A 20725-nucleotide genomic window follows, 5' to 3' on the forward strand; every position below is an offset into this window, starting at 1 on the left:
GTTGTATCGGTTCAGTGCGTCCGACGGTCGAAATTAGTGGGGCCGGGGGAGCATGTCCATCTCCTGGACAGTGCGAGATTTGAAACATTTCAGAGCGGGAGGAGTCGCCTCACCAGCCGGTAGGCCCCCGTTGATGGGCGGTGGCGGACCGACGCCGTTAGCGTGAGGTCATGATCCGGTTCGAGCAGGTCAGCAAGCGGTATCCGGACGGTACGACGGCCGTGGACGGGCTGTCCTTCGAGGTGTCCGAGGGTGAACTCGTCACGCTCGTGGGCCCGTCCGGCTGCGGCAAGACGACGACCATGATGATGGTCAACCGCCTCATCGAGCCCACCTCCGGCCGGATCCTCGTCGACGGCGAGGACATCGCCTCCGTCGACCCGGTGCGACTGCGCCGCCGGATCGGCTACGTCATCCAGCAGGTGGGGCTCTTCCCGCACCGCACGGTCCTCGACAACACGGCGACCGTGCCGTCGCTGGTCGGCTGGAAGCGGGCCAGGGCGCGGGCCCGCGCCGCCGAACTGCTCGATCTGGTGGGCCTGGACCCCAAGACGTACGGGTCGCGCTACCCGGAGCAGTTGTCGGGCGGTCAGCGGCAACGGGTCGGGGTGGCGCGGGCGCTGGCCGCCGATCCGCCGGTGCTGCTGATGGACGAGCCGTTCGGCGCGGTCGACCCCGTGGTGCGCGAGCAGTTGCAGGACGAGTTCCTGCGGATGCAGGCCGCCGTGCGCAAGACGGTGCTGCTGGTCACGCACGACATCGAGGAGGCGGTACGGCTCGGTGACCGCATCGCCGTGTACGGGCAGGGGCGGATCGAGCAGTACGACACTCCCGGCGCGGTGCTGGGCAGGCCCGCGACGCCGTATGTCGCGTCGTTCGTGGGCGCGGACCGGGGTCTGAAGCGGCTGTCCGTCACCGCGATCGAGCCCGACGACCTGGAGCAGCCGCCGGTCGCCCGGGTCGACGAAGACGCGCGGACGGCGGCCGGGCGGCTGCGGGCCGACGGCGCGCGGTGGGCCGTGGTCCTCGACGAGCAGGGTGAACTGCACGGCTGGGTCAAGGCCGAGGAACTCGCGGCCGGCGGCACGGTCGGCGCACTCGCGCACCGGATGAACGCGTGGGTACCGGTGGGCGCCCCGCTGAAGCAGGCCTTCGGGGTGATGCTCCAGCACGACGCCGGGTGGGTCGCCGTGCTGGACGGGGCGCGCTTCCTCGGTGTGCTGACTCCGGCGAAGCTGCACGAGGCGCTGCGCCGGTCCGTGGACGCGGACGCCCTCGGAGTGCCGCGCGGACAGGTGGACTTCGACTCGGTGGCGGACGCCTGAGGGCCGCCCGGCGGCTCAGCTGAAGGTGAGGGGACAGCCTCGCCGCAGGCAGTGCTGGGCCGCGCGCAGGTACAGCGCCACATAGAAGGCGGTGTCCAGATCCTCGGCCCACCGCCCCGGCCGGGCGGCGGCGAACTCCTCCGCCTCGCCCTCCAGGAACCAGAAGGTCAGAGCGAGGTTCCCGGGCTCGTCCGGTATCTCGGCGGGCAGTTCGAGGGCCTCGGCCAGCCGCTCGGCGAGGGCGAGGATCTGGGGCGCGCCCACGATCACCGTCTCGTCCGTGTAGGCGGAGCCGATCGGCAGGCGTATCTCCTCGTCGAGCGAGACCGGCACCAGCACCGACCAGTCGCCGATCAGATCACGCTCCGCCGGCGTCAGCCGACTGCGGCACAGCGCGTCGAACCCGATCATGGACGGGCTCAGTTTCTCCTCGAACCCCGATCCGGAGTCCCGCTCCGGCACGCCCGTGTACGGCGGCAGCCCGCGCCGGGCCAGCTCCGCGTCGAGCCCCTTGGCGATCGCTCCCATCCCCCCTTCCCCGGTGTCCTCACTCAGCCATTCCTCCGCACCGACATCAACCAGGTATACGCCCATGCCCGAAAGCTACAACCCGCCACTGACAATCCCCCCGGACCTCACGTCAGCAGGCCCTTCTCCTTCAGATACGTCCGTGCCACGTCCTGCGCCAACCGCCGCCAGCTGTCGACCTGTTGGTTCATCGACGCCAGGTCGGCCGTGGTGAGGACGTCGTTGAGCTTCCCCAGCGCCTTGGTCACGCCGGGGCTCCCCGCGCGGGAGCGGTTGACGACCGGGACGATGTAGTCGGCGTTCTGCAGGTGCTTGTCGTCGGTGAGCAGGACGAGGCCGAACTCGTCGAGGGTGGCGTCGGTGGTCGTGGTCAGCACCATCTGGTCCTGGCCGCCGCGCACCGCGCTCTTGGCCTGGGTGGTACCGACGCCCTTGGGGTCGACGGCGGTGATGTCGATGCCGTAGGTCTTCTTCAACCCCGGTTCGCAGTAGGGCCGTTGGACGCACTCGTCGCCCGCTGCGAGCCGTACCTCCAGTCCGGAGGCGCCCAGGTCGCTGAGGGTCTTGAGGTGGTGCTCGCGGGCGTAGGAGCGGGCGACCGCGAAGGCGTTCTGGTCGACGGCCTTCCCGGGGTCGAGGACGGTCAGCCCGCGCGGGGTGGCGAGTCCGCGCAGTGCCTTCATCGTGGTGGCGAGGTCGGGTGAGCCGACGGCCGGCGCGTCGGGGCCGTTGGTCTTGGCGTTGAGCCAGTCGGCGAAGGTGGCCGCGTACTCGGGCACGACGTCGATCTGCCCCGATTCCAGGGCGGGTTCGTAGAGTTCGCGGTTGGCGACGGTGAGCAGGGACGTCCGGTAGCCGGCCTGGTTCAGGAGCAGCGCGTACATCTGGGCGAGCAGGTCGCTCTCGGTGAATCCGGCCGAGCCGATGGTGAGGTGGTGGCTGTCGCCGGGTGGTGCGGTGACGGCGCCCTTGTTCTCCAGGGAGGGGCCGGTCGAGCAGCCGGTGGCGGCCAGGAGCAGTACGGACGTGACGATGTGCCGCCTCATCGCGCTCCCCTCGCCCAGCGCGGTGCCAGTCGCTCGGCGACCTCGAAGACGCCCTCGACGAGCAGCGCGAACACCGCGACCAGGACGGCTCCGGCGACCACCTGCGCGGTATTGGCGAGGTTGAAGCCGGCGGTGATGATGCGGCCGAGTCCGCCGCCACCGGCCAGGGCGGCGATGGTGGCGGTCGCGACGAGCTGGACGGCCGCGATCCGCACGCCGTTCATCAACAGCGGCATTGCGAGCGGCAGTTCGACGCGGAACAGCTGCTGGCGTCCCGTCATTCCCATGCCGCGCGCGGCCCGCACCACGTCGCGGTCGACCTCGCGCATGCCGACGTAGGCGTTGGTGAGCAGCGGCGGTACGGCGAACAGGACGAGGGCGACGACCGTGGGTCCCTCGCCCCAGTCGCCGATCGGGGTCAGGAGCAGCAGGACCAGGACGGCGAAGGTGGGTACCGCGCGGCCGATGTTGGAGATGTTGACGGCGAGCGCGCCGCCCTTGCCGAGGTGGCCGAGGACGAGCGCGACCGGCAGCGCGATCAGACAGCTGACGACCAGGCACACGACGGTGAGGACGAGGTGCTGCGCGAGCCGGTGCCAGATGCCGTCGTCGCCCGACCAGTGCGCGGAGTCGGTGAGCCAGTGCCAGGCGTCGGTGAGGGTGTTCATCCGCGTACCGCCCTGGTCCAGGGGGTGATCAGGCGTTGCACGAGCAGCAGGAGCAGGTCGGCGACGATCGCGATCACCACGCACAGCACGGACGCGGTGAGGACCTGCGCCTTGAAGTAGGTGTTCATGCCCGCGTAGATCAGATTGCCGAGCCCGCCGAAGCCGACGATCGCCCCGACCGTCACCAGCGAGACGGCCGAGACGGTGGCGATGCGCAGTCCGGCCATCGCGGCGGGGAGCGCGAGCGGCAGTTCGACGGTGAGGAGGAGGCGGATCGGGCCGTAGCCCATGCCGCGTGCGGCCTGTCGGGTCTCCTCGGGTACGGCGCGCAGGCCCGCGAGGATGTTGCGGACGAGCAGGGTGAGCGAGTAGAGCACCAGCCCCGCCACGACGAGGGTGGCCGAGAGGCCGTAGACGGGCAGGAGCAGCGAGAACATCGCCAGGGACGGAATGGTGTAGAGGATCGTCGTCACGGCGAGCACCGGGCCGGCGGCCCAGCCCCAGCGGCGGGCCGCCACCGCGAGGGGCAGCGCGACGGCCAGGCCGATCAGCACCGAGACCGCGGTCAGCTGGAGGTGCTGGCCGACCGCGTCGAGGAGGATGTGGCGACGGGTGCTCAGGTACTCGCCGCAGATCCACTCGTTGCGGGCGAGGCAGTCGTCCGGGGGCGCGGTCACCTCACCATTGCATCCGGTGGGCCCCGGGTCGGCTCGTCGAGGTGACCCGTACGGGGGGACGAGTCCGCCGACGGCACGGCGGGGTCAGGGGCATCGGCTGCGGCAACCGCCGCTGCCGTACGCGCACTTCGGCCGTCCCGGCCGCACGTCCGCCGCGGGCGTCCCCGGCGCGCGTCTACCGCACGCCCGCCGCGTCGAGCAGGACCGTCACGGTCCGGGTGGTCAGACCGTCGTCCAGCGTCTCCACCTTGGTGCCGGCGCGGGCGCTCGCGCCGTCGAAGACCAGCATCAACTGGCGGGCCAGCAGGGCGGGATCCTGTGCGCCGCCCAGCTCTGCCTGGGCACGGAAGGCGTCCTGCAAGGACTCCTTGGCCGTACGCGCTACCACACTGGCCGGATGGTCGGGGTCCTTCAGCTCGACCAGTGCGGCGAGAAACGGGCAGCCCATGTACGCGGGCTCGGTGGAGGCCCGCTCCGCCTGCTCGAAGACGTACAGGATGCGCTCGCGGGGCGTACCGGCGTCGTCCGGGCCGGGGATGAGCCGCGCCGCGTAGCCGGGGGCACGGCGCTCCAGGCTCGCGGCCAGGACCTCGTCCTTGCTGTCGAAGAGCTGGTACATCGACCGTTTCGAGACTCCGGCGGTCCGGCACAGCGCCTCGACGCCGATGGAGACACCGTCGTGGTAGAAGAGCTCGGCCGCCGCGTCGAGCAGCCGGTCTCGGGGGGACGCCTTGTCTGTCGTGGCCATACTCCGAGGCTACCGCGCCGGAGGCCAGGAGGAAACCGATCGGTGTACAGGCTTGCGCGGCGGCCGGGCGAAGGGTGACAGTGGAGCTGAACAAGCGCTTAGACAGCCGACTGGATGTCGACGCGCCGTTGTCCCGATCTCCTCTGAGCACCGCCCTTGAAGCACCGCTGTCGAAACACCGCTCTCGAAGCACCGCCCTCGATCCGCCGGAGGCCCCGTTGTTCCGTTCCGTCGACGAAGTCTCCGCGCGCCTCGCCGAGACCGGCTATCTGGCCTCGCCCGCGGTCGCCACGACCGTGTTCCTCGCCGACCGCCTCGGCAAACCGCTGCTCGTCGAGGGCCCGGCCGGTGTCGGCAAGACCGAGCTGGCGAAGGCCGTCGCCGAGGTCGCCGGGGCCCGGCTGGTCCGGCTCCAGTGCTACGAGGGCGTCGACGAGTCCCGGGCGCTGTACGAGTGGAACCACGCCAAGCAGCTGCTGCGCATCAGCGCGGGCCGCGACGAGAGCTGGGACGAGACCCGCACCGACATCTTCAGCGAGGAGTTCCTGCTCCCCCGCCCGCTGCTCACGGCGATCCGCGGCGACGACCCCAAGGTCCTGCTGATCGACGAGACCGACAAGGCGGACGTCGAGGTGGAGGGGCTGCTGCTGGAGGTGCTCAGCGACTTCCAGGTCACCGTCCCGGAGCTGGGCACGATCACCGCGGCCCGCCGCCCGTTCGTGGTCCTCACCTCGAACGCGAGCCGCGAACTCTCCGAGGCCCTGCGCCGCCGCTGCCTGTTCCTCCATATCGGCTTCCCCGACGAGGAGTTGGAGCGCCGGATCGTACGGCTGAAGGTGCCCGGGCTCGGCGAGACGCTGGCCGGGTCGGTGGTCCGGGTGGTTGGGGCGCTGCGGGAGATGGAGCTGCGGAAGGTGCCGTCGGTGGCCGAGACCATCGACTGGGCCCGCACCCTCCTGGCCCTCGGCGCCGACACGCTCGACGAGACGCTCGTACGGGACACCCTCGGGGTGCTCCTCAAGCACCAGGACGACATCCTCAGGGCGGCGGCGAAGCTCGACCTGGACGCGGTGTGACCGCCGCGGAGACCACCGATGTCACCGAGCGGCTCACGGGCCTCGTCGCCGCGCTGCGCGCGCACGGTCTGCGGATCGGGACCGGCGAGACGGTGGACGCGGCGCTGGCCATGGAGGCGCTCGGGTTCGCGGACCGGGAGCTGCTGCGCGAGGGGCTGGCCGCGACCCTGCTGCACGGGACCGCGGTGCGCCCGGTGTTCGACCCGGTCTTCGACCTCTACTTCCCGCGCGGCATCGGAGCGCCCCGGGGCGAGGCCGCCGGCCGCGACGACCTGCGCGACCGGCTCGCGGCGGCGCTCGCGGCCAACGACCAAGCTCTGATGGGGCAGTTGGCGGCGGAGGCGGTCGACGGTTTCGGCGGCTACGGCAACTCCCCCACCACGGACGGCTGGTCCTCGCACCAGACCCTGGAGTGGCTGCGACCGCAGACGTTGCTGGCCCGGGTGCGCACGAGCGTCCGGGCCGGGGGCGGCGACGCCGGGTTCACCGACCGGCTGCTGGACGACGAGATCCGGCAGCGGATCGAGGGGTTCCGGCGGCAGGTCGCCGCGGAGGCGCGGCGCCGGGTCGCCGAGCGGCGCGGCCGGGACGTGATCGCCCGGCGGGCGGTGGCGCCGACCGCCGACCGGGTCGACTTCCTGTTCGCGGGCCGGGCCCAACTGGCCGAACTGCGCAGGGCCGTTCAGCCGCTGGCCCGGAAACTGGCCACCCGGCTCGCGGCCCGGCGGCGGCGCGCCTCGCGGGGCACCGTCGACCTCCGGCGCACCCTGCGCGGTTCACTGTCCACGGGCGGGGTGCCGATGCGGCCGGTGCTGCGCAGACGCCGGCCGGTCCGGCCCGAACTGGTGCTGCTGTGCGATGTGTCGGGCTCGGTGTCGGGTTTCTCCGACTTCACGATGCTGCTGGTGCAGGCGCTGCACGACCAGTTCAGCAAGGTCCGCGTCTTCGCCTTCGTCAACCGCCTCGACGAGGTGACGCCGCTGCTCGCGCACGGCGCCGCCGATCCCGAGGGCCTCGGCGCCCGCATCCGCGCCGAGGCCACCCTCACCGGCTGGCACGGAAGCAGCGACTACGGCGTCGCCCTGGGCGAGTTCGCCGAGCGCTACGGCGACGCGGTCGGCCCGCGCACGACCGTGTTCGTCCTCGGTGACGCCCGCACCAACATGAGCGACCCGAATCTCCCGGCCGTCCGGTACATCGCCCAACGGGCCCGTCGCGTCTACTGGTTGAACCCCGAGCAGCGCTCCCAGTGGGGCACCGGCGACTCGGCCGCACCCGGTTACGCGGAGCTGGTCGAGATGCACGAGTGCCGCAACGCGAAGCAACTCAGCGCGCTGGTGGGCCGGTTGCTGCCGATCTGACCGGGCCGTCGAGCGGGCCGGTGCTCAGGCGGTCGCCAACTGCGGGTAGAGCGCGCCGCCTTCGGCGGAGAGCCCGGCCTTGACCTGGCGGCTCAGCTCGTCGGCCAGGACCTCGAAGGCTCCGGACTCGATGCCGTCGAGGGCCTGTGCCGCCACGCTCCCGGGCGTGGACTTGGGCCCGTCGACGTGTGCGGCCATGTCCGTGTCGACGTAGCCGACGTGCAGTCCGGTGACCTCGATGCCGCGCGGCTTCAGGTCCAGGCGCAGGGAGTTGGTCTGCGACCAGAAGGCGGCCTTGGAGGCGCTGTAGGAGCCGGCGAGACCGACCCAGGACAGCACCGAGTGGACGTTCAGGAGGTGGCCGCCGCCGTTGCGCTCGATGATCGGCACGAAGGCGCGCGTGACGAGCAGCGGGCCGTAGAAGTTGGTCTCGAACTCGCGGCGGACGTCCTCGACGGGCGAGTCCAGGAAGTTCGCGTTCACGGACGCGCCCGCGTTGTTGATCAGGATCGTGACGTCCTGCGCCCGCTCGGCCGCCGCCGCGACGGACGCGGGGTCACTGACCTCCAGCGCCAGCGGTACGGCGTCCGGGTGGGTCACGGTCTTCGGGTCGCGGGCGGTGGCGTACACCTTCTTGGCGCCGCGCTCGTACAGGGCCTCCACCAGCGCACGGCCGATGCCGCGGCTGCCGCCGGTGACGAGGACGACGGAACCTTCGATGCTTGTCATGGAGATCTCCCGGAGCTGGGGGCAGCCGAGGCAGCCGCACGGAACGCGACCTGGAAACCGATCGGTTTACCTGCCTCGACCACAGTAAACCGATCGGTTTCCGACGGCAAGCGGGGATGCGGCCGGAGTGCCGCGCGAGCGCGCGATGATGGACGGCATGAGCGACCCCCGCGTGGAACTGGCCACCTTCCCCACCCCCGTCGAACCGGCGCCCCGGCTGGCCGCCGCGATCGGGCTCGACCCGGACGACCTGTGGATCAAGCGCGACGACCTGACCGGCCTGGGCGGCGGCGGCAACAAGATCCGCAAGCTGGAGTGGACCATCGGCGCCGCACTGGCCGAGGGCGCGGACACCCTGGTCACCACGGGCGCCGCGCAGAGCAACCACGCCCGGCTGACGGCCGCCGCAGCAGCCCGGCTGGGCCTTGCCGTGGTGCTGGTGCTGCGCGGGTCACCGGGCGGCTCCCGCTCGGGGAACCTCGCCCTCGACGGGCTGTTCGGCGCGCGCGTCGCCTGGGCGGGCGAGGTGGACCGGGCCGGACTGGACCGAGCGGCGGCCGGGGTCTGTGAGGAACTGCGCGGCACCGGCGCGAGGCCTTCGCTGATCCCGTTCGGCGGTTCCAGCGTGCTCGGCGCACGCGGCTACGAGCGCTGCGGCGAGGAGTTGCGCGAGCAGCTCCCCGACCTGCGTACCGCCGTGGTCGCGCTCGGCTCGGGCGGCACCATGGCGGGGCTGGTGCGCTCGCTCGGCGCGGCGGCGGTACTCGGCGTCGACGTCGGCGCGCTCCCCGAACCGGCCGCCGCCGTGAGCGAGTTCGCGGGCCTGGCGACGACGGAGGGGCTACGGGTGCGCCGCGACCAGGTCGGCGCCGGCTACGCCGCTCTCACCCCGCCGACCGCCGAGGCGCTCACCCTCGCCGCCCGCACCGCCGGGCTCGTCCTCGACCCGACGTACACGGGACGGACGATGGCGGGCCTCGTCGCGGCCGTCCGGGACGGTGACATCAGGCCGGGCGAGCGGACCGTGTTCGTGCACACGGGCGGACTGCCCGGCCTGTTCGGGCACGGGGAGGCGGTCGCGTACGCGCAGGAGCAGGTCGTCGAGTACCGGGCATGACATACGCGCCCGGCGGGTGCGGTGCCGCGGGGCGCGTACGTCCGGGAGACCCGGGGACCCAAGGAGGACCCCCGGGCGGGACTACGGAGCCTTCGCGTAGTCCGTGGCCATGGCGCCGGCGAAGTCGTACACGATGACCTGTTCGTCGCCGACGACCCACGCGTCGTGCCCCGGCGAGCACACGAAGACGTCACCGGGGCCGACTTCGGCCTCGCCGCCGTCGTCCATGAGGAGGTGCATGCGCCCCTGGACGACATAGCCGTTGTGGTGGATCTCGCAGCTCTCGGTGCCCGCGATCGGGGCCACGGACTCGGACCAGCGCCAGCCCGGCTCGAACGTGCCCACCGCGAAGTCGAGTCCGCTGAGGTGGACCGCTTCGAGGTGGCCGCGCGGGAAGTCACGCCGCTCGTCCGGCTTCTCGACCGTCTTCACTTCCAGCATGACGGCTGCCTCCATTCCGGCCGCGCGCGGCACGGCCGGGGCCGGTCCCCGTCTCCCGGCTCCTTCGGACGGCACCGGCGCTCCGGCGGGGGCCGCGCCCCACCACTCCATCGTCGTCCTGTCCACCCGGGAGCGCCATTCGGGGGAACGGCGGCCGGGCCGTGGTCAGGACCCGCCGTTCCCGCACAGCAGCGCGAACCGTTCGGCGCCGATGTTGCCGCCCGAGACGATCATCCCGACCCGGCCGGAGACCGGGCCCGCGCGCCCGGCGAGGAGCGCGGCCAGTGGGGTGGCGCCGCTCGGCTCGACGACGATCTTCAGCCGCTCGAAGGCGAACCGCATCGCGTCCTTGATCTCCTCGTCGCTCACCAGCGCGATCTCGTCGACCAGCCGCCGGTTCACCGAGAAGGTGAGTTCACCGGGGGTCTCGGCGGCCTGCCCGTCGGCGATCGTGCGCGGCACCGGGATGGTCACGCGCCGGCCCGCCTCCAGGGACCGCTTGGTGTCGTCCCCCGCCTCCGGTTCGACGCCGATCACGCGGGTGCGCGGGTGCAGCCCCTTGACGGCGGTGGCCGTCCCCGCGATCAGCCCACCACCGCCCACGGGCACCAGCACGCTGTCCAACTCCCCCACTTCCTCGACGAGTTCGAGTGCGGCCGTGCCCTGGCCCGCCATGACGTGCGGATGCTCGTAGGGCGGGACGAGGGAGAGCCCGCGCTCGCCGGCCAGGGCCTCCCCGATGGCCACGCGGTCGCCGCTGTAACGGTCGTACGTCACGATCTCGGCGCCGTACCCCGCGGTGGCGGCCAGCTTCGAGGCCGGGGTGTCCTCCGGCATGACGATCACCGCGGTGGTCCCGAGTTCACGCGCGGCGAGGGCGACGGCCTGGGCGTGGTTGCCGGAGGAGTAGGCGGCGATGCCACGGGCCAGTTGCTCCGGGGTCAGCCGCGAGGCCGCGTTGTAGGCGCCGCGGAACTTGAAGGCACCGATCCGCTGGAAGTTCTCGCACTTCAGGAACACCTCGGCACCGACGAGCTCGTCGAGCGTGCGCGAGCGCAGCACGGGTGTGCGGTGGGCAACGCCCTTGATCTGCGCGGCGGCGTCACGGACGTCGTCAAGGGTGATGGGCGGGGTGGGGGTGGTCACGCGGGTCCTCCATCGGGAGCGGGGGCGGGTGCGGGAGCGGATTCGGTGGGGGTACGGCTCCTGGCTGCTGTGCCGGTCGCCGCGCGGGCCTGGGACAGGTAGGTGTAGGCCGAGGCGCGGGAGATGCCCAGTCGGGCGGCGACCTGTTCGACGGCTCGGCGGACGGCGAAGACGCCGTGCTCGTCGAGGCTGCGGAACAGCTCCAGCCGCTGCGCGCGGTCGAGTTGGACCCAGGTCCTGCTCTGCCGCAGCTGATGGGCGTCGACGATGGACTCGACCACGGAGTCGATGTCGTTGCCGAAGGTGGTGGTGCCGGACGCCTCCCCCGCCCCGCTCCCGGCTCCCCCGCCGATCCCGCTGAGCACGGCCTGCGCCTGCTGTACGGCGGTGACGTCGACGTTGACGCACAGCGCGCCGAACACCGTGCCGGTGGAGTCCCGCAGCACCATCGTGGACGACTTGAGCAGTTGGCCGCCCTTGGTCCGGGTGAGGTAGTTCAACTCGTCGCCGGCCTCGTCCCCGCGCGCCAGCATCCGCAGTCCGATCTCACTCATCGCACCGCCCACGGAACGCCCGGTGACCGCTCCGGCGACGGCGACCACGGACTTCTCCGGGTGCCGGTAGTCGTGCAGCACCACCTCGCACACCGGCCCGAAGGTCGCCGCGATCCCCGCGACAACGGGCCTCAACGCCCCGACGATCGCGTCCCGTTCGGCGTCCAGGGCCGGGGTGTCGGCCATCGTCACCGTCCATCCCCTCACGACTCGACCGGATTCGACTCTAGATATTTCGTCTGATCACTATACTCAGATTCCACATCGTCCGTCCGTCTGCCCACCGGTCCCCTTGACTCTCAAGTCGCTTGAGATCCCATAGTGATCGGCATGAACGAGCTCTATTCCATAGGCGACGTCGCCCGCCGCACGGGCCTGAGCGTGAGCGCGATCCGGTTCTACGCCGACGAGGGCGTCGTCACTCCCACCCGCCTCACCGAGGGCGGCTTCCGGCAGTACGACGTGCACGCCATCGCCCGGCTGGAGCTCGTGCGGACCCTGCGCGACCTGGGTGCCGGGCTGGACGACATCCGCCGGGTGCTGGGCGCGGAGACCACCCTGCACGAGCTGGCGGTCACTCATCTGCGCCTGGTGGAAGCCCAGTTACAACAGTTCCGGGCGCGCTCCGCCGTGTTGCGGACCATCGTGCGGCAGCACACCACGACGGAACAGGTGAGCCTGATGCACAAGCTGGTGTCGATGTCCGACGACGAACGCGACCGGCTCGTCGGCGAGTTCTGGGACTTCGTGACCGACGGCCTGGACGTCCATCCCGGCTACATCGAGCAACTGCACAGCAGGCGGCCCCATTTGCCCGAGGAACCGTCCGCCGACCAGCTGGAGGCCTGGATCGAACTCGCCGACATCGTGCGGGACGAGGAATTCCGCACGGAGCTGCGGGACTTCCTCCACCGCACCTTCGGCACCGAGCGGGGCCGGCTGATGGCGTCGCCGGAGATGATGGCCCGCATCGAACGGCACCGGCTGCTCGTGCTGGAGGCGCAGGCCGCCCAACAGGCGGGCGTGTCCGCCGACTCGACGCAGGCCCGGGACATCGCCGAGCGCGTGGCCGCGCACTCGGCGACGCTGGTCACCGCGATGACCGGGGACCAGGGCCACGACATCGAGAAGTCCCGGCGCGCCATCGTCGACTTCGACCGGAACGGCGGGTCGGCCCGGACACTGGCCAGGTCCACCGGCCTCAACCTGCTGACCAAGTACCTGTCTTTGGTGGCGACGATCAACGACACCCCCAAGCCGGACCCCGAGCGGGCGGCGGCGGTCCGCGCGTGGATGGCCTCCGCGCTGCGCCGGGACCTGCCCGGCGGATGACACGCCTTGCCCCTCACGCGCGACCGCGCCGACCCCCTCACCCTCTCTGTGTCCGGTGGTGGCGGCCCTACCTAGAGTGGGACGCGTGACCGACACCAGCGACACCCGACCCGCCGACAGCGAAGCGCCCGCGCCCCGGCAGAGCGCACTGCACCGGCTGATGCGCTACCTCCCCCTCATCGCGCCCGTCCTGCTGTGGGCCGTGCCGTGCGGGGTGCTCCTGTACTCCGGCCAGCACTGGCCGCTGCCCGTCACGGTGACCGGCACCGCGCTGTTCGTCCTCGGTCTGGCCGTCATGCCGCTGGCGATGATGCGCGGGCACGGACGGCGTCAGCAGGACCGGATGGCGGTCCTCGGCGACTCGCTCCTCGGCGGCAGCTGGGTCCTGTTCACCTGGTCCGTCCTGCTCGGTGTCCTGCTGCGGCTCGCCCTGACCGTGGCCGGTGTCGGCGACGGCGAGGACCGGGCCCGCATCGTCACCTGGGCCGTCCTCGGCACGACCGCCGTCCTGCTCGCCTGGGGCTACGCCGAAGCCCGCCGTGTGCCGCGCGTGCGCCGCCTCGACGTACAACTCCCGCGCCTGGGCGCCGGATTGGACGGCACCCGGGTCGCCCTCATCACCGACACGCACTACGGTCCGCTCGACCGCGCCCGCTGGTCGGAGCGGGTGTGCGAGACCGTGAACGGCCTGGAGGCCGACCTGGTCTGCCACACCGGCGACATCGCCGACGGCACGGCCGAACGGCGCCGCGCCCAGGCCCTCCCCCTCGCCACCGTGCGCGCGACCCGGGCCAAGGTGTACGTCACCGGCAATCACGAGTACTACAGCGAGGCCCAGGGCTGGGTCGATCTGATGGACGAACTGGGCTGGGAGCCGCTGCGCAACCGCCATGTGCTGCTCGAACGCGGCGGCGACACCCTCGTGGTGGCCGGTGTGGACGACGTCACCGCCGAGTCCTCCGGTCTGGCCGGCCACCGCGCCCATCTCGCCGGAGCCCTCGATGGCGCCGACCCGGATCTGCCGGTCCTGCTCCTGGCGCACCAGCCGAAGTTCGTCGACCGGGCGGCGGGCGCGGGCATCGACCTCCAGCTCTCCGGCCACACCCACGGCGGTCAGATCTGGCCCTTCCACCACCTGGTCCGCCTCGACCAGCCCGCCCTGGCCGGTCTCACCCGCCACGGCTCCCGCACTCAGCTCTACACCAGCCGGGGTACCGGCTTCTGGGGCCCGCCGTTCCGTGTCTTCGCCCCGAGCGAGATCACCCTGCTGGTGCTCCGTTCCCCGCAGCCGCCGACCGCGTCGTAGCGCGGCCGGGCAGGGCGGCCGGGACGGAGACGTCGTACCGCCTGCCGAGCTCGGGTGTTCACGCCGGGGCCGTGCTGTCGGTCTCGATCCAACCGCGTGCCCCCAAGTCCGCGATCAGGCTCGTGACCGCCTCGGCGGTCTCCTCAGGCATGCAGTCGGCGGCCCGTGCCAGGGCGGTTCTCAGGTCGCCCTCGGTGCGGGGTTCGCGGAGGGACTCCAGCAGGACGCGGGCCGAGGCGTTGACGCGGGCGACGCTGAAGGTGCGGTCGTCGACGACATGGGCGGAACCGTCGGACTGCGGCTGGAGATGGAGGAACTCCGGGAGGCGCAGGCGGGTTTCAGTGCGGGGCAAGACGGGCCTCCGTCGCGATGAAGTCGAAGTGCATGCCGTCCAGGCCGTTGCCGACACCGAGGTGGATGCCCGCGGCTCCCTCGTTCAGGAGGCAGTTGCGGGTCCAGTCGCAGCCTGCGGGATCGAGGAGGCCGGTGCCGATGGCGACCTCGGTGACCGCGCCCCGGTACTCCGGGCCGCTGGTCGCGTCGATGCCGGCGGCCCAGGGGCCGAATCCGTCGACGAAACGGTTGTCCTCGATGGTGACGAAAAGCGGACACGCTTTCCGCAAAGCCGCGGCGATTTCCTTGGCGGCCTCGAAACGGTCGGCTCTTTCTCCTCTGAGTTCCCGGTGCCGGGCGACCAGGACGGAATCGATGCGCATTGTTCCGGAGATGGAGAGTTCCGTGTCGATGTGCCCCGCGAGATCGGTGGGTGACATCGCCACCTCGAAATAGTTCCCGATCGTGGAATGCTCGTCGGGAAGGAGTTCCGTTCGGGTCCGGCTGGAGAGCTGGAGAACCTCGGGGAGCCGTAGTGTGAGATCCGTTCCCGGACCGGTCAGGGCGACTTTCTCCCCGGCCAGCAGAAGTCGGGTGACAATTCTTCTGTTCATGGCGACCGCGCCCGTGATGTCGATCTCCGAGAATTTCCGCACCGCGTATCGCGCGTCGTCCAGTTCGCCCGAGAACGAGGCGAGCGACATCCACAGCACACTGCTCGCGGAAAGGATGTCGCGCAGCGCGAGCCGCGAGGGCAGCCGCCCGTAGTCGAGGGGGACGGCGACCGCGCGGGCGGGCGGCGACTCGCGGCCGGACAGCACGCCGTCGAAGGTCGCGGCGGGCACGCCCTGTCCGGTCAGCCAGGAGGCGAGCCCCGGTTCGTCGGTGAGGAACCCGGCCTCCTGCGCCCCGAAGAGCGCGCGGAGGTTGGCCTCGATCCCCTCACGCATCGACCGCCTCCCGCGTGTCGGGCACCAGGGCCGCGAGGCACGGGCAGGAGGGGATGTCCCCCAGGTGGCTCTTGAGGACCGTCCCGGGCCGGCGCTCCACCCCACCGCCGGCCGTGCCGTTCCCGTCCGGCAGCTGGAGGGCCCGGCCGTACATGTCGCCGTCGCTCGCGACGCCTTCCGTCACCCATATCCGTTTCGGCATGTCGCGTTCCCGCTTTCGATGGATTGGGTCGCCGAAAAAGCCGGCGCCTTTCCTTGGAATCGGCGCCGGCCACGGCTTCCGGGGATCAGATGCCGTTGTAGATTATCGCCACGAGAGGCTTCGGGGTCTGGTCCTCCAGGCCCATTCCGGACACGCCCTGTTCGTCGTCGAGCACACCGACGGGGGTGATCATCGGGAATTCCAGGTTTCCTACGGACTGCCGGTCGGCCGTGTGGTTCATTCATGCCTCCGCGTGAGTCATTCCTGTCGGCCGCAGTCTTTCGGCCGTGACTCAAGAGTACGAACGTCACCCGGGGCAGCAACGGCATGCGTGCACTTCATACCGAACGATGGCTTCGGCTTTGACGGTGCATCACCAGAGCTTGAAGAAAAGGGGTTCACATGAGAAATGCTTAACTTGCGCGTTCTCAGCCGCTCGGCGACTCGGCGGATCGGCGGCTCAACGCACCCTTCCCCGCGGCTTCAACGCCAGCGGCGGCAACTCGGGAGCGGGCAGCGGTGCGCCGTCGTACCCCTTCACCTCGCCGAACCGCGATCCCGTCATCCAGTCCTCGCGCGCCTGCTCGATCTCCTGCTGGGTGCGGCCGATCCAGTTCCAGAACATGATCAACTCCTCCTCGAACGGCTCGCCGCCCAGCAGCATCAGACCGGCGTCCGACGCGGCGCGCAGCGGGAGTTCGGTGCGACCGCAGCCGAGGTAGAGCATGGAGCCGGGGAGGACCGGGACGCCGTCAACGTGGGCCTCGCCGGACATGGCGAGGACGGCGTACTCGAAGTCGGGCTCCAGCGGCAGGCGTACGTCCGCGCCGGCCGCGAGGGCCAGGTCCGCGCCGACGATCGGGGTGTACGTCGTGCCGGGCGAGGCCGCGCCGTCGACGTCGCCGAGGACGACCGTGGCGCGCAGGCCCGGCGCCGTGACGACCGGCAGTTCGGCATGGTGCTCGAAGTGCGGCTCGACATGGCGGTCGCTGTCGGGAAGGGCGACCCACAGCTGCGCGCCGTGCAGGAGACGGGCGTGCGACTTGGGGCTCTGCTCGGCGTGGCTGATCGCGCGGCCGGAGGTCATGAGGCCGAGTTCGCGCGGGCGGATCGTCGCGACGCTGCCGGTGGAGTCGCGGTGCAGCACCTCGCCCTCGTGCAGCCAGCTGACGGTCTGCAGGCCCATGTGCGGGTGCGGGGGCACCTGCATGCCGGGCTCGTCGGCGATGTCGTCGGGGCCGTAGTGATCGACGAAGCACCAGGCGCCGACCATGCGGCGGCCCAGGTTGGGCAGCAGCCGGCGGACTTCGGTGGACTCGCCGAGCTGGACCGTGCGAGGGCTGAGGAGTTCACGGACGGGCTCCGCCACCACGAAACCACGGCCGCCGCACAGGGCCGGGACCGCTTCGCGATCAAGATTGCTCATGGCGACAACCTAGTCCCGTCGGGGCGGTCGCGTCAGTCCGTGCGGACGCGAGGAGACGTCGATACGACGGCGCGCCGACCCGAAAACAGTAGCCATGAACATAGTAGCCATGGCGATAGTAGCCATGTACTGTATCCATCATGAGTACGGCATCCGAGGGCGCGACGCCCGGTTTCCTGGTCTGGCGACTGTCGATGAAGTGGCGCGTGGCGGTCGACCGCGCGGTGGCACCCCTGGGACTGACCCACGCGCAGTACTCCCTGGTGGCGTCGCTGTACGGCATGCAGCGTTCCGGGCTGCGCCCCAGCCAGCGGCATCTGGCCGACCACACCGGGCTCGAAGCGCTCTATGTGTCGAAGCTGGCCCGCGCCCTGGAGTCCGCCGGTCTCGTCGAGCGGACCCGGGACCCCCGCGATCCGCGCGCGGTGCAGCTGGCCCTCACCGAACAGGGCCGCGCCGTCACCCTGCGGGCGATCAAGGTCGTCGACGGGCTCCTCCAGCAGCTGCTGGAACCGCTCGGCGGCCTCGACAGCGCCCGGACCCGGGAGTTCGCCCGGGAGCTGACAGCGCTGCTCGACACACCCCTGGACCACACGAGTGAGCACGAGAAGGAGCAGTCATGACGACGACCACCGCGACCCCCGCGAACGCCCGCATGCTCGGCCTGGCCCACTACGCCGCCCGCGCCGTGCTGGAGAGCGTCCTCGCCCGCCACGGCCTCGGCTTCCAGCAGCAGATCGTGCTGCGGCCGGTCGCCCTCGCTGCCGGGCCGGTCGACCGCGGGCAGCTCGTCGCGGACACCGTGGCGGCCCTGAAGGCCGACGAGGACTCCGTGCGGGGCACCGTCGACGAGCTGATCACGGCCGGACTGCTCGCCACGGACGCGTCCGACGTGCGGATCACGGACGCGGGCCGGGAGCTGTTCGAGCGGATCACGAAGGAGACGGCAGCGGCGAGTGCCCGCATCTGGGGCGACATCCCCGAGGAGGACCTGCTCGCCGCCGGACGCGTGCTGGCCCTGGTCACCGAGCGGGCCGACGCCGAGCCGGCCACCGCAGCCCAGTAGTGGAATATTCAACCAACAGGGTCCGTTGAGGGCGTCGAAGGAGGTCAAGTGGACATGACGTACTACGACCACGGAACACCGGGGGAGCGCTGGGAGCGCGCGCGGATGTTCTTCGACGCCAAGGACTACGCCGCCGCGGCCCGGGTGCTGGGCGGGCTGGTCGAAGAGGTGCCGGAGCAGACCGGACCGCGTCTGCTGCTGGCCCGCGCCTACTACCACTCGGCCCAACTGCGGCGCGCCGAGACCGAGTTGCGGATCCTCGTGGAGCGCGACCCGGTCGAGCACTACGCACGGCTGATGCTCGGCCGCACGCTGGAGCGGCAGGGGCGGCACGAGGAGGCGGGCTCGCATCTGCGGATCGCCTCGGCGCTCGCGGGTGACTTCGAGCAGGTCTGAGACACGGCGGCACGATCGCGAAGGGGCCCGGTTCCGGCAGGGAACCGGGCCCCTTCGCGAGTACGGCTACTTCGCGTAGGTCCGCTCGCCCTTGCGGTGGGCGATCTCGCCGAGCACCACGTCCACCGCGATGAACGCGGCCAGCGGAATCCCCAACAGCGGTACGAAATAACCGAGTACGGCGATCACCATCAGACACGGGACGAGGACCAGCGGGGACAGCCGGGCCCAGGCACCGCGCGGGATCGGGCGGCCGAAGGCGGAACCCCGGCCGCGCTGCCACCACATGCGGTAGCCCCACACGATCAGCAGGACCAAGGACGCGGCGAGCAGCATCAGGGCGATCTGGTTGGCCAGGCCGAACAGGACACCGGTGTGCAGGTCGATGCCCCAGCGGGTCAGTTTGGCGAGCAACGGGTAGTCGGCGAAGCGGAGTTCGTCGGTCACCTGGCCCGTGGCGGGGTCGACGGCGACCGCGTCCTGCTTCTCGGGCCAGCTGCGCTGGACCTGTTTGACGACGTACGTCGAGTTCGCGTCGGCGGGCGGCACGATCTCGACGGGGTTGCCCAGTCCCTTCGCCCGCGCGGCGGCGAGGATCTTGTCGAGGCCCACGCCGTGTTCGGCGGCGCCGGTCGCGGTGGAGCCGCCGTGGCCCGCGTGCTCACCGCTCGCGGCGGCGGACACCGAGGGCGTGGACTGGCCCAGGGAGGTGCGGAGTTCGTCGATGTTGGCGCCCGCGTACGTCGACCAGGTCAGTCCGGTCGCCGAGAGGAAGATGAACCCGGCGGCGGCCCAGGCACCGACCGTGCCGTGCAGGCCGAGGGTGCGGCGCCGTCCACTGGTGCCGCGCAGCTTGCGCTGGGCGCGGCGGCGGGAGAACCACAGCACCAGTCCGCCGCCCGCGATGACCCACAGCCAGCTCGCGGCGAACTCGCTGTAGAGGCGGCCGGTTTCGCCGAGATTGAGGTTGCGGTGGAGGTCGTCGATCCAGGTCCGCAGCGGGAGCGCGCCGGTCGAGCCGTACTGTTCCAGCGCGCCGCGCACCTTCCCGGTGTACGGGTCGACGAACACCGCGAGGGTGTGGTCGGAGCGGATGCCCTCGACGCCGGAGAGCATGACGCGGGTGGTGGCGCCGGCCTTCGGGGAGGGCCGGACCGCCGAGACCGTGCCCTCGGGATGCGCCGTGCGGGCGGCGGCCACCTGCTGCGAGATCGGCAGCTCGCGGTCCCCGACCGGGACGGTCAACTCATGGGCGTACACGATCCGTTCGGCCTGGAAGGCGCCGGCGTACAGGAAGCCGGTGGTCGCGGCGACGAGCAGGAACGGGGCGACGAGCACGCCGGCGTAGAAGTGCAGGCGCAGGACCAGGGGGCGCAGCGGGGCCCAGCGGCTGGGGGACGGTGCCGGGGTGGGCTCCTGCGGGACCTCGGCCGGGGCGGTCGAGGGAGCGGTGGACATGGGCGGGCTTCTCCGGGTGGCAGGGGGCGGGACGGGGGACGGCGGTGCGGGGCGAGGACGGGGGCGACGGGTGTGCCGTAGCGGTAGTGGTCCAGTAGTCGGCGGGTGGAGGCGCCGAGTTCCCGCGGGCTCAAGTGGCGTGCGTCACGTTCGGGGTGGGTCGCGGGCCATGGCATCCTGGCGCGATGGCACTTCCCAGTGATCGCGCGCCCCTGGCCGAGCGGGTCGAGGAACTCCTCGCCGCCGGCGGTCCGTTGCCCATCGTCTCGGCCGGAGATCCGGTGCTCCGGCGCGGGACCGAGCCGTTCGAGGGCCAGTTGGAGCCGGCGCTGCTGGCCCGGTTCGTGGAGGCGCTGCGCGTGACCATGCACGCGGCGCCGGGGGTGGGCGTCGCCGCGCCGCAGGTCGGGGTGGAGCTGCGGATCGCGGTGATCGAGGATCCGGCGCCGGTGCCGGACGAGGTGCGGGTGGTGCGCGGGCGGGTGCCGCAGCCGTTCCGGGTGCTGGTCAATCCGGCGTACGAGCCGGTCGGTGCGGACCGGGTCGCGTTCTTCGAGGGGTGCCTGAGCGTGCCGGGCTGGCAGGCCGTGGTCGCGCGGCCCGCGTCGGTGCGGCTGACCGGGCTGGACGAGCACGGGCGGGCGGTGGACGAGGTGTTCACCGGGTGGCCCGCGCGGATCGTGCAGCACGAGACGGACCATCTCGACGGACTGCTGTACCTGGACCGGGCCGAGCTGCGGTCGTTGTCCTCGAACGAGGCGATGGCGGAGCGCTGGGCGCAGCCGACGCCGGTCGAGGCGTCGGCCGCGCTCGGCTTCGAGCTGCCGTAGCGAAGCGGCT

General features: G+C 71.6%; 25 protein-coding genes. 10 read left to right on the forward strand and 15 right to left on the reverse strand.

Going from position 1 to position 20725, the window contains the following annotated elements:
- Nucleotides 1-170: 170 nt before the first annotated feature.
- A complete protein-coding gene (locus ACIQPR_RS39860; protein ID WP_403659251.1) occupies nucleotides 171-1325 on the forward strand; it encodes a betaine/proline/choline family ABC transporter ATP-binding protein in 1155 nt (384 codons plus the stop codon).
- A 15-nt stretch (nucleotides 1326-1340) separates the two neighbouring features.
- On the opposite strand, the gene ACIQPR_RS39865 is transcribed toward ACIQPR_RS39860, so the two are convergent.
- From ACIQPR_RS39865 to ACIQPR_RS39885, 5 genes are all read right to left on the reverse strand, one after another.
- Nucleotides 1341-1853, reverse strand: a complete 513-nt coding sequence (locus ACIQPR_RS39865; protein WP_403659254.1) for a hypothetical protein — start codon at nucleotides 1851-1853, stop codon at nucleotides 1341-1343.
- A gap of 107 nt (nucleotides 1854-1960) precedes the next feature.
- The gene (locus ACIQPR_RS39870; protein ID WP_403659257.1) at nucleotides 1961-2899 is read right to left on the reverse strand and encodes an ABC transporter substrate-binding protein; all 939 of its coding nucleotides are present in this window, start codon (nucleotides 2897-2899) and stop codon (nucleotides 1961-1963) included.
- The gene (locus ACIQPR_RS39875; protein WP_403659264.1) at nucleotides 2896-3567 is read right to left on the reverse strand and encodes an ABC transporter permease; all 672 of its coding nucleotides are present in this window, start codon (nucleotides 3565-3567) and stop codon (nucleotides 2896-2898) included. The genes ACIQPR_RS39870 and ACIQPR_RS39875 overlap by 4 nt, the downstream gene beginning before the upstream one ends.
- The gene (locus ACIQPR_RS39880) at nucleotides 3564-4244 is read right to left on the reverse strand and encodes an ABC transporter permease (protein ID WP_403659267.1); all 681 of its coding nucleotides are present in this window, start codon (nucleotides 4242-4244) and stop codon (nucleotides 3564-3566) included. The genes ACIQPR_RS39875 and ACIQPR_RS39880 overlap by 4 nt, the downstream gene beginning before the upstream one ends.
- A 175-nt stretch (nucleotides 4245-4419) precedes the next feature.
- On the reverse strand, nucleotides 4420-4992 hold the full coding sequence (locus ACIQPR_RS39885; RefSeq protein ID WP_403659270.1) for a TetR/AcrR family transcriptional regulator: 573 nt from the start codon (nucleotides 4990-4992) through the stop codon (nucleotides 4420-4422).
- Nucleotides 4993-5210: 218 nt separating this feature from the next.
- Here ACIQPR_RS39885 and ACIQPR_RS39890 point away from each other — a divergent pair, with 218 nt between their 5' ends.
- Both ACIQPR_RS39890 and ACIQPR_RS39895 read left to right on the forward strand, forming a co-directional pair.
- On the forward strand, nucleotides 5211-6068 hold the full coding sequence (locus ACIQPR_RS39890) for an AAA family ATPase (RefSeq protein ID WP_403659273.1): 858 nt from the start codon (nucleotides 5211-5213) through the stop codon (nucleotides 6066-6068).
- Nucleotides 6065-7429, forward strand: coding sequence for a VWA domain-containing protein (locus tag ACIQPR_RS39895; RefSeq protein ID WP_403659276.1), 1365 nt, complete (start codon nucleotides 6065-6067; stop codon nucleotides 7427-7429). Before ACIQPR_RS39890 ends, ACIQPR_RS39895 begins: the two co-directional genes overlap by 4 nt.
- A 24-nt stretch (nucleotides 7430-7453) precedes the next feature.
- On the opposite strand, the gene ACIQPR_RS39900 is transcribed toward ACIQPR_RS39895, so the two are convergent.
- Nucleotides 7454-8158 carry an SDR family oxidoreductase gene (locus ACIQPR_RS39900; protein WP_403659279.1) on the reverse strand — a complete coding sequence of 235 codons (705 nt, stop codon included), beginning with the start codon at nucleotides 8156-8158 and terminating at the stop codon, nucleotides 7454-7456.
- A 157-nt stretch (nucleotides 8159-8315) separates the two neighbouring features.
- On the opposite strand from ACIQPR_RS39900, the gene ACIQPR_RS39905 reads away from it, so the two are divergent.
- Nucleotides 8316-9275 (forward strand): pyridoxal-phosphate dependent enzyme, encoded by a 960-nt coding sequence (locus tag ACIQPR_RS39905; RefSeq protein ID WP_403659282.1) that lies wholly within the window; start codon nucleotides 8316-8318, stop codon nucleotides 9273-9275.
- Between the two features lie 81 nt (nucleotides 9276-9356).
- On the opposite strand, the gene ACIQPR_RS39910 is transcribed toward ACIQPR_RS39905, so the two are convergent.
- From ACIQPR_RS39910 to ACIQPR_RS39920, 3 genes are all read right to left on the reverse strand, one after another.
- Nucleotides 9357-9716 carry a cupin domain-containing protein gene (locus tag ACIQPR_RS39910; protein WP_403659285.1) on the reverse strand — a complete coding sequence of 120 codons (360 nt, stop codon included), beginning with the start codon at nucleotides 9714-9716 and terminating at the stop codon, nucleotides 9357-9359.
- A 165-nt stretch (nucleotides 9717-9881) separates the two neighbouring features.
- Nucleotides 9882-10862, reverse strand: coding sequence for a pyridoxal-phosphate dependent enzyme (locus tag ACIQPR_RS39915; RefSeq protein ID WP_403659288.1), 981 nt, complete (start codon nucleotides 10860-10862; stop codon nucleotides 9882-9884).
- Nucleotides 10859-11602 (reverse strand): transcriptional regulator, encoded by a 744-nt coding sequence (locus ACIQPR_RS39920; RefSeq protein ID WP_403659290.1) that lies wholly within the window; start codon nucleotides 11600-11602, stop codon nucleotides 10859-10861. The genes ACIQPR_RS39915 and ACIQPR_RS39920 overlap by 4 nt, the downstream gene beginning before the upstream one ends.
- Before the next feature lie 144 nt (nucleotides 11603-11746).
- Between ACIQPR_RS39920 and ACIQPR_RS39925 the strand changes: the two genes are divergently transcribed.
- Both ACIQPR_RS39925 and ACIQPR_RS39930 read left to right on the forward strand, forming a co-directional pair.
- Nucleotides 11747-12748: a MerR family transcriptional regulator gene (locus ACIQPR_RS39925; protein WP_403659293.1), complete on the forward strand. Its 1002-nt coding sequence runs from the start codon at nucleotides 11747-11749 to the stop codon at nucleotides 12746-12748.
- Nucleotides 12749-12833: 85 nt separating this feature from the next.
- The gene (locus ACIQPR_RS39930; protein ID WP_403659296.1) at nucleotides 12834-14054 is read left to right on the forward strand and encodes a metallophosphoesterase; all 1221 of its coding nucleotides are present in this window, start codon (nucleotides 12834-12836) and stop codon (nucleotides 14052-14054) included.
- A gap of 58 nt (nucleotides 14055-14112) precedes the next feature.
- Here the strand turns inward: ACIQPR_RS39930 and ACIQPR_RS39935 are convergent, their stop codons facing one another.
- From ACIQPR_RS39935 to ACIQPR_RS39955, 5 genes are all read right to left on the reverse strand, one after another.
- A complete protein-coding gene (locus ACIQPR_RS39935) occupies nucleotides 14113-14406 on the reverse strand; it encodes a PqqD family protein (RefSeq protein WP_403659299.1) in 294 nt (97 codons plus the stop codon).
- Nucleotides 14393-15337: a hypothetical protein gene (locus ACIQPR_RS39940; protein ID WP_403659302.1), complete on the reverse strand. Its 945-nt coding sequence runs from the start codon at nucleotides 15335-15337 to the stop codon at nucleotides 14393-14395. Before ACIQPR_RS39940 ends, ACIQPR_RS39935 begins: the two co-directional genes overlap by 14 nt.
- A complete protein-coding gene (locus tag ACIQPR_RS39945; protein ID WP_403659306.1) occupies nucleotides 15330-15539 on the reverse strand; it encodes a hypothetical protein in 210 nt (69 codons plus the stop codon). The genes ACIQPR_RS39940 and ACIQPR_RS39945 overlap by 8 nt, the downstream gene beginning before the upstream one ends.
- A gap of 85 nt (nucleotides 15540-15624) precedes the next feature.
- Complete coding sequence (locus ACIQPR_RS39950) at nucleotides 15625-15780, reverse strand: hypothetical protein (protein ID WP_403659309.1); 156 nt, start codon at nucleotides 15778-15780, stop codon at nucleotides 15625-15627.
- A gap of 219 nt (nucleotides 15781-15999) precedes the next feature.
- Nucleotides 16000-16965, reverse strand: a complete 966-nt coding sequence (locus tag ACIQPR_RS39955; protein ID WP_403659312.1) for a pirin family protein — start codon at nucleotides 16963-16965, stop codon at nucleotides 16000-16002.
- 140 nt (nucleotides 16966-17105) lie between these two features.
- Here ACIQPR_RS39955 and ACIQPR_RS39960 point away from each other — a divergent pair, with 140 nt between their 5' ends.
- From ACIQPR_RS39960 to ACIQPR_RS39970, 3 genes are read left to right on the forward strand one after another with little or no spacing between them, the layout of a single operon-like run.
- Nucleotides 17106-17588 carry a MarR family winged helix-turn-helix transcriptional regulator gene (locus ACIQPR_RS39960; RefSeq protein WP_403659315.1) on the forward strand — a complete coding sequence of 161 codons (483 nt, stop codon included), beginning with the start codon at nucleotides 17106-17108 and terminating at the stop codon, nucleotides 17586-17588.
- The gene (locus tag ACIQPR_RS39965; RefSeq protein ID WP_403659318.1) at nucleotides 17585-18031 is read left to right on the forward strand and encodes a MarR family transcriptional regulator; all 447 of its coding nucleotides are present in this window, start codon (nucleotides 17585-17587) and stop codon (nucleotides 18029-18031) included. Before ACIQPR_RS39960 ends, ACIQPR_RS39965 begins: the two co-directional genes overlap by 4 nt.
- Nucleotides 18032-18079: 48 nt before the next feature.
- Nucleotides 18080-18427 carry a tetratricopeptide repeat protein gene (locus ACIQPR_RS39970; protein ID WP_403659320.1) on the forward strand — a complete coding sequence of 116 codons (348 nt, stop codon included), beginning with the start codon at nucleotides 18080-18082 and terminating at the stop codon, nucleotides 18425-18427.
- Between the two features lie 66 nt (nucleotides 18428-18493).
- Here the strand turns inward: ACIQPR_RS39970 and ACIQPR_RS39975 are convergent, their stop codons facing one another.
- On the reverse strand, nucleotides 18494-19885 hold the full coding sequence (locus tag ACIQPR_RS39975; RefSeq protein ID WP_403659323.1) for a PepSY-associated TM helix domain-containing protein: 1392 nt from the start codon (nucleotides 19883-19885) through the stop codon (nucleotides 18494-18496).
- A 185-nt stretch (nucleotides 19886-20070) separates the two neighbouring features.
- On the opposite strand from ACIQPR_RS39975, the gene ACIQPR_RS39980 reads away from it, so the two are divergent.
- Nucleotides 20071-20715, forward strand: a complete 645-nt coding sequence (locus ACIQPR_RS39980; RefSeq protein WP_403659326.1) for a peptide deformylase — start codon at nucleotides 20071-20073, stop codon at nucleotides 20713-20715.
- The last annotated feature ends 10 nt before the right edge of the window (nucleotides 20716-20725 follow it).

It is taken from the genome of Streptomyces sp. NPDC091280 (assembly GCF_044768565.1).
Taxonomy (GTDB): Bacteria; Actinomycetota; Actinomycetes; order Streptomycetales; family Streptomycetaceae; genus Streptomyces.

Excerpts from the sequence above, each read along its gene's own strand:
- ACIQPR_RS39860 (WP_403659251.1), top strand. The coding sequence starts at position 171 with ATGATCCGGTTCGAGCAGGTCAGCAAGCGGTATCCGGACGGTACGACG.
- ACIQPR_RS39865 (WP_403659254.1), bottom strand. The coding sequence starts at position 1,853 with ATGGGAGCGATCGCCAAGGGGCTCGACGCGGAGCTGGCCCGGCGCGGG.
- ACIQPR_RS39870 (WP_403659257.1), bottom strand. The coding sequence starts at position 2,899 with ATGAGGCGGCACATCGTCACGTCCGTACTGCTCCTGGCCGCCACCGGC.
- ACIQPR_RS39875 (WP_403659264.1), bottom strand. The coding sequence starts at position 3,567 with ATGAACACCCTCACCGACGCCTGGCACTGGCTCACCGACTCCGCGCAC.
- ACIQPR_RS39885 (WP_403659270.1), bottom strand. The coding sequence starts at position 4,992 with ATGGCCACGACAGACAAGGCGTCCCCCCGAGACCGGCTGCTCGACGCG.
- ACIQPR_RS39900 (WP_403659279.1), bottom strand. The coding sequence starts at position 8,158 with ATGACAAGCATCGAAGGTTCCGTCGTCCTCGTCACCGGCGGCAGCCGC.
- ACIQPR_RS39905 (WP_403659282.1), top strand. The coding sequence starts at position 8,316 with ATGAGCGACCCCCGCGTGGAACTGGCCACCTTCCCCACCCCCGTCGAA.
- ACIQPR_RS39910 (WP_403659285.1), bottom strand. The coding sequence starts at position 9,716 with ATGCTGGAAGTGAAGACGGTCGAGAAGCCGGACGAGCGGCGTGACTTC.
- ACIQPR_RS39920 (WP_403659290.1), bottom strand. The coding sequence starts at position 11,602 with ATGGCCGACACCCCGGCCCTGGACGCCGAACGGGACGCGATCGTCGGG.
- ACIQPR_RS39925 (WP_403659293.1), top strand. The coding sequence starts at position 11,747 with ATGAACGAGCTCTATTCCATAGGCGACGTCGCCCGCCGCACGGGCCTG.
- ACIQPR_RS39940 (WP_403659302.1), bottom strand. The coding sequence starts at position 15,337 with ATGCGTGAGGGGATCGAGGCCAACCTCCGCGCGCTCTTCGGGGCGCAG.
- ACIQPR_RS39945 (WP_403659306.1), bottom strand. The coding sequence starts at position 15,539 with ATGCCGAAACGGATATGGGTGACGGAAGGCGTCGCGAGCGACGGCGAC.
- ACIQPR_RS39950 (WP_403659309.1), bottom strand. The coding sequence starts at position 15,780 with ATGAACCACACGGCCGACCGGCAGTCCGTAGGAAACCTGGAATTCCCG.
- ACIQPR_RS39955 (WP_403659312.1), bottom strand. The coding sequence starts at position 16,965 with ATGAGCAATCTTGATCGCGAAGCGGTCCCGGCCCTGTGCGGCGGCCGT.
- ACIQPR_RS39960 (WP_403659315.1), top strand. The coding sequence starts at position 17,106 with ATGAGTACGGCATCCGAGGGCGCGACGCCCGGTTTCCTGGTCTGGCGA.
- ACIQPR_RS39965 (WP_403659318.1), top strand. The coding sequence starts at position 17,585 with ATGACGACGACCACCGCGACCCCCGCGAACGCCCGCATGCTCGGCCTG.
- ACIQPR_RS39975 (WP_403659323.1), bottom strand. The coding sequence starts at position 19,885 with ATGTCCACCGCTCCCTCGACCGCCCCGGCCGAGGTCCCGCAGGAGCCC.
- ACIQPR_RS39980 (WP_403659326.1), top strand. The coding sequence starts at position 20,071 with ATGGCACTTCCCAGTGATCGCGCGCCCCTGGCCGAGCGGGTCGAGGAA.